This is a genomic window from Streptomyces sp. NPDC020965, assembly GCF_044333555.1.
GTDB lineage: Bacteria > Actinomycetota > Actinomycetes > Streptomycetales > Streptomycetaceae > Streptomyces.
Genome location: NZ_JBIRRE010000027.1, coordinates 1 through 12,073, shown reverse-complemented (window position 1 = coordinate 12,073; position 12,073 = coordinate 1). Strand labels below are relative to the sequence as shown.

1 protein-coding gene is annotated in these 12,073 nt (G+C 69.5%); it reads right to left on the bottom strand.

Features of this window, described 5'->3' with window-relative positions:
- Nucleotides 1–12,073: SDR family NAD(P)-dependent oxidoreductase (locus ACH4S7_RS36430; protein ID WP_398525727.1), on the bottom strand; the 12,073-nt coding region annotated here is incomplete at both ends.

The window sequence follows — 12,073 nt, the reverse complement described above, 5'->3', positions numbered from 1 at the left end:
CGCACCCTCACTCCCCAACAACGCCTCCCCCGGATACACACCCAAACCAATCAACACATCACGAAAATTCACCCCCGCAGCACGCACCGCAACCCGCACCTCACCCACACCCAACCCACCACCCACACCCGCACTCACCACATCCAGCCCCTCCAGAGTCCCCACACCAGAACCCACCCCCACACCCACACGCCAACCAGACCCCACCCCACCCACAACCTCAGCCCCACCAGTGAATGTCTCCGGAATCACCAACCCATCACCACCAGCCCGCACCAACCGCGGCACCAACAACCCACCACCCCGCACCGCAACCTGACCCTCACCACACACCACACCATCAACCAACCCACCCCACCCCACACCCTCAACACCAGCCACATCCACCAACACAAACCGACCCGGATGCTCCGACTGCGCACTCCGCAACAAACCCCACACCCCAGCACCACCCACATCCCCCACACCCTCACCCGAACCCACCGACACAGCACCCCACGTCACCACCACCAACCGCGACACACCACCAACCAACCCCAACCACTCCCGCACCACACCCAACACACCACACACCACATCCACCGCATCCCCACCCCCACCAACAACCGGCAGAAGCACCACGTCAGGCTCAACGCCATCAACCATCAACTCACCAACCGAGCCACACACACGCGGCTCGATCCCACGCCCCAACAGGCCACCCAACAACCCATCAACAGACCCACTCAGACCCGGCACATCAAGCAACGCCCAGTCGCCGAGCTCAACAGCCTCCTGTTCCGGGAGTTCACCCAACGGCGCCCACTCAAGCGCGAACAGGTCTTCCTGTACTGCGGTTCGAACCCCGTTGAGCTGCTGAGGGTCCAACGCCCGCAGAACGAGTGAGTCGACCGAGAGCACAGGCTCGCCATGAGCGTCGGCCGCGACCAGGCTTATCGCTTCGTCCCCGTGCGGGCGCAGCCGAGCACGCAGCATCGGTGCTCCGCTCGCGTGGAGTGACACACCATTCCAAGAGAACGGCAGCTTCCCAGGCTGGGCCTCCTCGGACGGTTCGCTGTCTCCGAGGGCGGTCAGTCCGATCGCCTGGAGGGCGGCGTCGAGCAGCGCGGGATGGAGACCGAACTCGGCGGCTCTGTCCTGCTCGCTCTCCGGCAGCTCCACCTCGGCGAACACCTCGTCGCCCCGGCGCCAGGCAGCCCGCAACCCCCGGAACGCCGGACCGTACCCGTAGCCGGCCAGGTCCAACTGCGAGTAGAAGTCGGCGATGTCCAACGGAGTCGCGTTCTGCGGCGGCCATATCGAGAGATCGGCGTCCGCGAATTCCTCCACAGGACCGCCCGCGAGGATGCCGCCCGCGTGGTGCGTCCATGCCCGCTCGCTATCGAGGTCGCCGTCAGCGTGCGGACGGGAGTAGATGTCCACAGCCGAACGTCCGGTCTCGTCCGCTGCTCCGACCACGACCTGAAGGTCTCGCGCGTCATCTGCCAGCAGCAACGGGGCCTGGATGACCAGCTCTTCCAGGCGAGTGCGTCCGACCTGGTCTCCAGCGCGTACGGCCAGTTCCAGGAAGGCGGTGCCGGGCAGGAGTACGGAGCCGAGGACAGCATGGTCGGCCAACCAAGGGTGCGTACGCAGAGAGAGACGGCCAGTGAGTACCACTAGATCGCTCTCTGCGACCCCCACGCTGGCGCCGAGGAATGGGTGGTCTACGGCACCCAACCCCAGTTCCTGTGCGTCACCGGCAGTCTGCGACGCGGTGTCCAGCCAGTAGTGACGGCGTTGGAAGGCATAGGCGGGCAGATCGACTCGGCGGGCGCTCATTCCAGTGAATGCGGCCGTATTCCAGTCGATGGGGAGTCCAGCGACGAAGAGTTCAGCCGCTGCGGTGAGGAAGGTCTCGTGTTCGTTCTCGTCGCGGCGCAGGGTGCCGATGGACAGGCCGTTCGCTTCGGCCTGGTCGAGGGTGTCCTGAACGCTCATCGCCAGGACGGGGTGCGGAGACACCTCCACGAAGGCGGTGAGGCCGTCGGCGATCAGGGTTTGAACGGTCTCGTGGAAGCGGACGGTGCCCCGGATGTTGTCGAACCAGTACGAGGCGTCCATCCGCGACGTGTCGATACGAGCAGCGCTCACCGTGGAGTAGAGGGGGATACGGGAGGTCTTGGGCTCGATCCCGGACAGGATCTCCAGCAGCTCGTCGTGGATGCGCTCCATATGGGCCGAGTGGGACGCGTAGTCCACCGGCACCCACTTCGTCCGCACACCCTGAGCAGTCAGTCCCTCCACCACGGGGGTGAGGGCAGACCGGTCCCCCGACAGGACCACGGACGAGGGTCCATTGACAGCCGCCAGGGACACACCGTCCCCGGTCAACGCCTCAGCCTCAACGGCGGGGAGCGCGACGGACACCATCGCGCCGTCACCCGCCATCGCCCGCACGGCACGGCTCCGCAACGCCACGACCCGCGCCGCATCCTCCACCGACAGCGCCCCCGCCACACACGCAGCGGCAATCTCACCCTGTGAGTGACCCACCACAGCGGCCGGGACCACACCCCATGACTCCCAGACCGCCGCCAGGGAGACCATCACGGCCCAGAGGACGGGCTGCACCACATCCACCCGCTCCAGACCGGGCGTGCCCGGCTCACCCCGCACCACATCAATCAGGGACCAGTCCACCAGCGGATCCAACCCAGCCGCGCACTCGTCCAACCGCGCCCGGAAGACGGGCGAAGAGGCATACAGCTCACGCCCCATCCCCACCCACTGCGACCCCTGACCCGGGAACACAAACACCGCCCGGGTCAGCGATACATCCCCAGACGACTGAACCAACCCCGGCCACGGCGCCCCCTCAGCCGCCGCCGCCAGCCCATCAAGCAGCGCCTCACGCTGGGAACCCAGCACCACCAACCGGTCCTCAAACACCGACCGCGACGACAGGAGGGAGAAGCCCACATCCACCGGACGGTCTTCAGGCCGCTCCAACAGCCATTCCCGCAACCGCGCCGCCTGCGCCCGCAGCGCACCCTCGCCACGGCCCGACAGCACCCACGCCACCGAGCCGGCAGGAGTCTCCTCCCGCGAAGCCGCAACCTCGATCTGGCTCTCAGGCGCCTGCTCAACAACGATGTGCGCGTTCGTACCGCTGATACCGAACGACGACACCGCGGCCCGCCGCGGACGACCCACCTCAGGCCACGGCATGGCCTCCGTCAGCAACTCCACCGCGCCACTCGCCCAATCGACATGCGGCGTCGGCTCATCCACATGCAACGTCGCCGGCAACACACCATGCCGCAGAGCCATCACCATCTTGATCACACCCGCCACACCAGCCGCAGCCTGCGTATGACCAATGTTCGACTTCAACGAACCCAACCGCAGCGGACGACCCTCCGGACGACCCTGACCGTAGGTCGCCAACAACGCCTGCGCCTCAATCGGGTCACCCAGCGCCGTCCCCGTACCGTGCGCCTCCACCACATCCACATCGGCGGTGGAGAGAGCGGCCGACGCGAGTGCCTGACGGATCACCCGCTGCTGCGACGGACCATTCGGCGCGGTCAGACCATTGCTGGCGCCATCCTGGTTCACCGCACTGGAACGAACCACCGCAAGGATCGGGTGGCCCAGGCGCTGGGCCTCCGAGAGCCGCTCCACGACCAGCACACCGACGCCTTCGGCCGGTCCGAACCCGTCCGCCGCAGCGGCGAACGCCTTGCACCGGCCGTCCACCGCCAGACCCCGCTGACGGCTGAGGTCGACGTACGTCCCCGGGGTCGCCATCACGGTGACACCGCCGGCCAGCGCCATCGAGCACTCACCCTGACGCAGTGCGTGGGCGGCCAGGTGCAGCGCCACCAGCGACGACGAGCAGGCCGTGTCGACGGTGAGGGCCGGGCCCTCCAGCCCCATCGCGTAGGCGATCCGGCCGGAGACCACGCTGCTCGCGTTGCCGGTGCCGAGGTATCCGCCCACGTCCTCGGAGACCGCGTCGAGCTGGGTCGCGTAGTCGTGGTACATGACGCCCGCGAAGACGCCCGTGTCCGTGCCCTTCAGGGAGAGCGGGTCGATTCCGGCGCTCTCGACCGCCTCCCAAGACGTCTCCAGGAGAAGGCGCTGCTGGGGGTCCATCGCCAGCGCCTCACGCGGCGAAATCCCGAAGAAGCCCGCATCGAACTCACCGGCGTCGTGCAGGAAGCCACCATGGCGGGTGTACGAGGTGCCGGGGTTGGCCGGGTCCGGGTCATACAGTTTCTCGATGTCCCAGCCCCGGTCGAGCGGGAGCCCGGAGATGGCGTCCTCGCCCTTCGTCACGAGCTGCCACAGCTGCTCCGGTGAGGTGACCCCGCCCGGGTAACGGCAGGCCATGCCCACCACGGCGATCGGTTCGTCGATGGCCGCGAGCGCCGCCTGCTGCGGCGCTGACGGCGTCCGGTCGTCGCCGTCCGGGAACATCGAGTCCAGCAGATGCAGTGCGATGGCGAGCGGTGTCGGGTAGTCGAATACCAGGGTGGCGGGGAGTCGCAGTCCGGTGGCCGCGTTGAGCCGGTTGCGCAGTTCCACTGAGGTGAGCGAGTCGAAGCCCAGCTCCCGGAAGGCGCGTTCGGCCCCGACGCTGTCGGCGCCGGCGTGTCCCAGGACCGCCGCCGCGTTGGCGCGGACGAGTTCCAGCGTCTCCCGCTGTCGTTCGGCCAGCGGCAGCAAGGCGAGTCGCGCGGCGAGGCCGGTCCCGGCCGCCGCGCCGGTGCCCGCGGTGCGGCGACCCGGTACCCGTACCAGGTCGCGGAAGAGATGGGGCAGGTCACCGGCACGGGCCCGGTCGCGCAACGCTCCGGTGTTCAGCGGCACGGGAAGCAGATGGGCCCTGCTCTGGGCGGTCGCGGTGTCGAACAGCGCGAGACCCTGTTCGGTGGTGAGCGGGTCCGCTCCCTTGCGGTGCATTCTGCCCCGGTCCTGCTCGGCCAGATGGCCGGTCATCGCGCTGGCCTCAGCCCACAGCCCCCAGCCCAGGGAGATTGCGGACAGGCCATGGGCTCGCCGGTGCTGGGCGAGCGCGTCGAGGAACGCGTTCGCCGCGCCGTAACCCGCCTGGCCCGCGTTGCCGAACGTACCGGTCGCCGAAGAGAACAGGACGAACGCGGAGAGCGGCAGCTCGGCGGTGAGCTGGTGCAGATTCCAGGCCGCGGTGGCCTTCGGGGCGAGTACGGCGCCGATACGGGCCGGGGTCAGCGACTCCAGCATGGCGTCGTCCAGCACTCCGGCCGCGTGGACGACGGCGGTCAGCGGGTACGCGTCCGGGACGGCGGCCAGCAGTTCGGCGAGTGCGCCCCGGTCGGTCGTATCGCAGGCGACGGCCTCGGCCAGTGTCCCCGTAGCACGCAGATCGGCGAGCAGGGTCTCAGACCCGGCCGCCCGCGCGCCCTGACGGCTGACGAGAAGCAGTCGACGGGCGCCGCGGTCGGCGAGGTGGCGGGCGAGGGCGGCACCGAGGACACCCGTGCCGCCGGTGATCAGTACGGTGCCTTCGGTGGCCCACTCCGTCGGGGCCCCGGTCTCCTCCATCATGGCGCGGTGGAGCCTCGGGACGAGGAGTTCACCGTGGCGGATCGCCGTCTGCGGCTCACCGCCGCGTACGGCGTCCACCACTGAGCCGTCGGTGAGGGCCTGCTGATCCGCGTCCACCAGCAGGAAGCGGTCCGGGTGCTCCAGTTGGGCGGTACGGATCAATCCCCAGACGGCGGCGGCGGCCAGATCGGTGATGTCCGCGTCCGACTCCGTCGCGATCGCGCCACGGGTCACCACGATCAGCCGGGACGCGGTCGGTTCCGGTCTGCGCAACCACTCCTGGAGCACGCCGAGGAGCCGGCTGACCAGAGCGTCGGCTTCGTTGGCCGCCGTGGTGGTCAGTACGGGGAGGAGGACGTCGACCGGCGCATTCTGGCCATCGGCGGGTACGGCTTCGAGCCCGGGGTGGACCTCGGTCGGGACGCCCCGCACGGTGAGGGCGTCCGCCAATGCCTCCGTCTCGCCACCGCCGATGCCCGCGATGTCGAGGATTGCCCATGGGCCGGTGGCGGCTTCGGTCCCGGTCACGGGTCCTGCCGGGATCCAGTCCAACGCGAACAGGCTGTTCTGTCCTGCCCCTGGCCGGGTCCGTAGCTGCTCGGCACTGACCGGGCGCAGCGTCAGCGAGTCGATGGAGACGACGGGCGCGCCAGTGGTGTCCGCCGCGAGCAGGCTGACGGCGTCCGGTCCCTGTGGGGTGAGTCGTACGCGGAGTGTCGACGCGCCGACGGCGTGCAGGGCGGCACCGGTCCACGAGAACGGCAGCCAGCCCTGGCCTTCGATGTCGGTCGCGCGGTCGCCGAGGTGGAAGCCGATGGCGTGGAGCGCCGCGTCGAGGAGGGCCGGGTGGACTCCGTAATCTCCGGGGGCGGCGGTGTCGTCCTGGTGGTCGGGGAGGGCGACCTCGGCGTAGATCTCCTCACCGCTGCGCCAGGCGGCGCGCAGGCCCTGGAACAGGGGGCCGTACTCCAGTCCGGTCCGGTTGAGGCGTGGGTAGATGTCCGTCACCGGTAGGGGTGTGGCACCGTGCGGCGGCCAGACGGAGAGTCCGGTGTCCTCGGTGTCGGTACGAGTGGTGGGTGCGAGGGTTCCGGAGGCGTGGTGGGTCCATCGTTCCTGGGCGGCGGGCTCGTCCTCGGGGTGGGGACGGGAGTAGATGTCGACGGCCCTGATCCCGTCTCCGTCGGCCGGTCCTACCTGGATCTGGAGATCGGTCGCCCGGTCCTCTGCGAGCACCAGGGGTGCTTGCAGGATCAGTTCTTCGACCTGGGGGCAGTCGACGTGGTCGGCCGCGCGGATCGCGAGTTCCAGGAAGGCGGTGCCGGGCAGGAGTACGGAGCCGAGGACGGCGTGGTCGGCCAGCCAGGGGTGCGTACGCAGCGAGATCTGGCCGGTGAGGACGGTCGTGTCGCCCTCCGCCATGGCAACGACGGCGCCGAGCAGTGGGTGTCCTACGGTGCCGAGGCCCAGGCCACGGGCATCGGTGGGGGTCGTGGATGCGGCGCGCAGCCAGAAGCGTTCGCGGGCGAAGGCGTAGGTGGGGAGGTCGACGCGCTGGGGGGAACGGCCCGTGTAGGCGGCCGTGTTCCAGTCGATGGGGAGGCCGGCGACGAAGAGTTCAGCCGCTGCGGTGAGGAGGGTTTCGTGTTCGTTCTCGTCGCGGCGGAGGGTGCCGATGGAGAGACCGGTGGCTTCGGCCTGGTCGAGGGTGTCCTGGACGCTCATCGCCAGGACGGGGTGCGGAGACACCTCTACGAAGGCGGTGAGGCCGTCGGTGATGAGGGCCTGGACGGTCTCGTGGAAGCGGACGGTGCCCCGGATGTTGTCGAACCAGTACGAGGCGTCCATCCGCGATGTGTCGATGACCTCGGCCGACACGGTGGAGTAGAGGGGGATACGGGAGGTCTTGGGCTCGATCCCGGACAGGATCTCCAGCAGCTCGTCGTGGATGCGTTCCATATGGGCGGAGTGGGACGCGTAGTCCACCGGCACCCACTTCGTCCGCACACCCTGAGCAGTCAGTCCCTCCACCACGGGGGTGAGGGCGGACCGGTCCCCTGAGAGGACGACGGACGAGGGTCCATTGACGGCGGCCAGGGACACGCCGTCCCCGGTCAACGCCTCAGCCTCAGCGGCGGGGAGCGCGACGGACACCATCGCGCCGTCGCCCGCCATCGCCCGCACGGCACGGCTCCGCAACGCCACAACCTGCGCGGCGTCCTCCACCGACAACGCCCCCGCCACACACGCGGCGGCAATCTCCCCCTGCGAATGACCCACCACAGCGGCCGGAACAACACCCCACGACTCCCAGACAGCCGCCAGCGACACCATCACCGCCCAGAGGACGGGCTGGACGACGTCCACCCGCTCCAGACCGGGCGTGCCCGGCTCACCCCGTACAACATCGATCAGGGACCAGTCCACCAGCGGATCCAACGCAGCCGCGCACTCGTCCAACCGCGCCCGGAAGACGGGAGACGACGCGTACAACTCACGCCCCATCCCCACCCACTGCGACCCCTGACCTGGGAAGACGAACACCGGCCGATCAGCAACCACACCACCACCCGACCCACCCACCACACCCGGCCACGGCGCACCCTCAACAAACGCCGCCAGCCCATCCACCAACACCTGACGATCAGAACCCAGCACCACCAACCGATCCCGATGCAACGACCGCGACGACAACAACGAGAAGCCGATATCGGTCGCACTGTGCTCCGGCTGCTCGTTCGCCCAGTCACGCAGTCGGGCCGCCTGCCGGATCAGGCCCTCCTTGCCCCGTCCGGAGATCACCCATGCCGTGGGCTCCGCGCCTGTCTCGCCCGACGGAACGTCCGTTTCGCCTGATGAGACCTCCGGTGCTTGTTCGAGGATGGTGTGCGCGTTGGTGCCGCTGATGCCGAATGACGACACCGCGGCCCGGCGCGGACGGTCCGTCTCGGGCCAGGGCGTCGCCTCGGTCAGCAGCTCGACCGCGCCGCTCGCCCAATCGACGTGTGGCGTCGGCTCATCGACATGGAGGGTCGCCGGAAGAACACCGTGCTGGAGCGCCATCACCATCTTGATCACACCCGCCACACCGGCCGCAGCCTGCGTGTGCCCGATGTTCGACTTCAGCGAGCCGAGCAACAGCGGCCGGTCCTCGGGACGGTCCTGACCATAGGTCGCCAGCAGGGCCTGCGCCTCGATCGGGTCACCCAGATTCGTCCCCGTGCCATGCGCCTCGACCGCGTCCACATCGGCGGTCGTCAGCCCGGCCGTCGACAGGGCCTGACGGATCACCCGCTGCTGCGACGGACCATTCGGCGCCGTCAACCCATTACTCGCACCATCCTGATTCACCGCACTCGAACGAACCACCGCAAGAATCGGGTGACCGAGCCGCTGGGCGTCCGACAACCGCTCCACCAACACCATCCCAACACCCTCAGCCCAACCCGTACCATCAGCGCCAGCCGCGAACGCCTTACACCGACCATCCGGCGCCAACCCCCGCTGACGACTGAACTCCACAAACATCCCCGGCGTCGCCATCACCGTCACACCACCGGCCAACGCCATCGAGCACTCACCCTGACGCAACGCCTGCGCCGCCCAATGCAGCGCGACCAACGACGACGAACACGCCGTATCCACCGTCACCGCCGGACCCTCAGTCCCCAACACATACGCCACCCGGCCCGACACCACACTCCCCGCATTACCGGTTCCGAGGTAGCCTTCGAGCCCTTCGGCGACGGGTGTCATCGGCGAGGCGTAGTCGTGGTAGCTCATCCCAGTGAAAACACCGGTCGAGCTGCCCTTCAGGGAGAGCGGGTCGATTCCGGCGCTCTCGATCGCCTCCCAAGACGTCTCCAGGAGGAGCCGCTGCTGCGGGTCCATCGCCAGCGCCTCACGGGGCGAAATCCCGAAGAAGCCCGCATCGAACTCACCGGCCTCGTGAAGGAAGCCACCCTCGTTCGCGTACGAGGTCCCCGGGTGATCCGGATCCGGGTGGTACAGCGACTCAATGTCCCAGCCACGGTCAGTGGGGAAGCCGGAGACGGCGTCACCGCCCTCCGCGACCAGCCGCCACAACTGCTCGGGCGTACGGATTCCCCCGGGCAGACGGCAGGCCATCCCGACGATGGCCAGCGGCTCATCCGGGCTTGCGGTGGCCACCGTGTCGGATCGGTGTGGAGTGCCGGCCGGGTCCGTGCCCGTGAGTTCGCCGAGAATGAAGTCGGCGACGGCGAGCGGGGTCGGGTAGTCGAAGACCAGCGTCGGGGGAAGCGGCCGACCGGTGGTCCGGATGAGTCGGTTGCAGAACTCGATCGCGGTCAGCGAGTCAAAACCCAGCTCACGGAAGGCACGATTGGGTTCCACACCGGCCGTGTTGGCGTGGCCGAGCACGGCTGCGGCATGGCTGCGTACCGCTTCCAGGACCAGCCGGGACCGGTCCTCGTCGGGGAGACCTGCGAGCCGGGAGCCGAGTTCCGACGGGAGGGTGTCGGCCCCCGTCTCGGCGAGCAGCGCGGCGATCTGCGGAATGTCGTGCAGCAAGGGCTTGGGGCGGGCGGTGGCGAGCAGCGGGTAGAAGCGTTCCCAGGCGACATCGGCGATGGTGACGGTGGTGTCACCGCGGTCGAGTACCCGGCTCAGCAGGCCGGTCGCCGACTCGGGGCGCATGGGCTGGAGGCCGCGGCGGTCGAGCGCACGGCCGAGGTCTCCGGCTGCCGCCATGCCGCCGTCGGCCCAGGGGCCCCAGGCGATGGAGCTGGCCGGAAGTCCCAGGTCACGGCGGTGTTCGGCGAGTGCGTCCAGATAGGCGTTGGCGGCGGCGTAGGAGCCCTGGCCGCCGCCGCCACCCCAGGTCGCGGCGGCGGATGAGAAGAGGACGAAGGCCGAAAGGGGCAGATCGGCCGTCAGCTCGTGGAGGTTGTTCGCTCCGGTGTACTTGGCCGCGAGGACGGTCGCCATCCGGTCCGGGGTCAGGGAGTCGATGACCCCGTCGTCGAGGACACCTGCCGTGTGGATGACGGCGCTGAGCGGGTGCTCGGCGGGTATCGCGGCCAGGACGGCGGCGAGCGCGTCACGGTCGGCGATATCGCAGCCGACGATCTCGGCGGGGCAGCCCGCTGCTTCGAGTTCCGTGAGCAGGGCTTCGGCTCCGGGTGCGCGGTCGCCACTGCGGCTGAGGAGGAGAAGGCGCTGTGCTCCGCGTTCGGCGGCCCATCGGGCGATGCGTCCGCCGAGGGCTCCGGTGCCACCGGTGATCAGTACGGTGCCTCCGGCTGCGCGGGCATCCGCGCCGGTCGCGACGACGGGCGCGGGCGCGGCTGGGACGAGCCGTCGTACGAGGAGCCCGGCCGGGCGGACGGCCACCTGGTCCTCGGCTCCATCGGCGAGGGCGGAGCACAGCTGATCCCAGCCGTGGTCGTCGACGGTCTCGGGGAGGTCGGCGAGGCCGCCCCAGCGTGCGGGGTGCTCCAGGCCGACGACCTGGCCGAATCCCCAGATCATCGCCTGGAGCGGGGAACGCAACGGGTCGGGGCGCCCGGTGGAGACGGCGCCTCGGGTCAGGCACCACAGGGGGGCCTGGATCCGTGCGTCGCCGAGCGCCTGCACCAGGGCGAGCGTCCCGGCGACACCGTGCGGGACGGCGGGCGAGGTGTCGGAGGCCGCCTCGGCCAGCCCCAGCAGGGACACCACACCGGACAGTGGGCCGTCCATGGCGGCGGCCTCGGCCTCCAGTCGGGTGTGCCAGGCGTGGCGGTCGGTCTCCGACATGGACGCGTCCAGGGTTACGGGGATGACCGCGGCTCCGTGTCGGCGGAGGGCGGCGGCGCATTCCGTGGCGGTCTCGTCGTACCCGGTCGGGGTGATGACCAGCCAAGTACCGGAGAGTGCGGTGGTGGGGGCGCCGGTGCGGGGCTTCCAGGTGATCCGGTAGCGCCAGGAGTCCGTGGTGGACCGGGCGTGCTGTGCCTGGCGCCAGGAGGTCAGGGCGGGCAGTAGCTGGCCCCACTCCTCGGCGGAGGCTTCCGCGCCCAGCTCGGCGAAGATGGTCGCCAGTTCCGCGGCGTCGCCACGCTCGACCATGCCCCAGAACGGGTCGTCGTCAAGGCCGGTGGCAGGGCGGGTACCGGTCGGCAGCCAGAACCACTGGTGGCGGAAGGCATATGTGGGCAGGGTGACCAGGCGCGCACCGGTGCCTTCCTGGACGGCCCGGAAGTCGACGTGTGTTCCGTTGACGTACAGCTCGGCGAGCGCGGTCAGCGCGGAGTGCGGCTCGTCGCGGTCGGCGCGGAGCAGGGGGGTGACGACGGTGTTGTCCCGACCCACGACGCTGGTACGGGTCATGGCGCTGAGTACGCCGTCGGGGCCCAGTTCCAGGAAGGCACTGACACCCTGCTCGGTGAGGTGGGTGATGGCCTGGTGGAACAGGACCGGGTTACGGACGTGGGCGGTCCAGTACGCGGGAGAGGTGGCCTGCTCCGGTGTGAGGGGT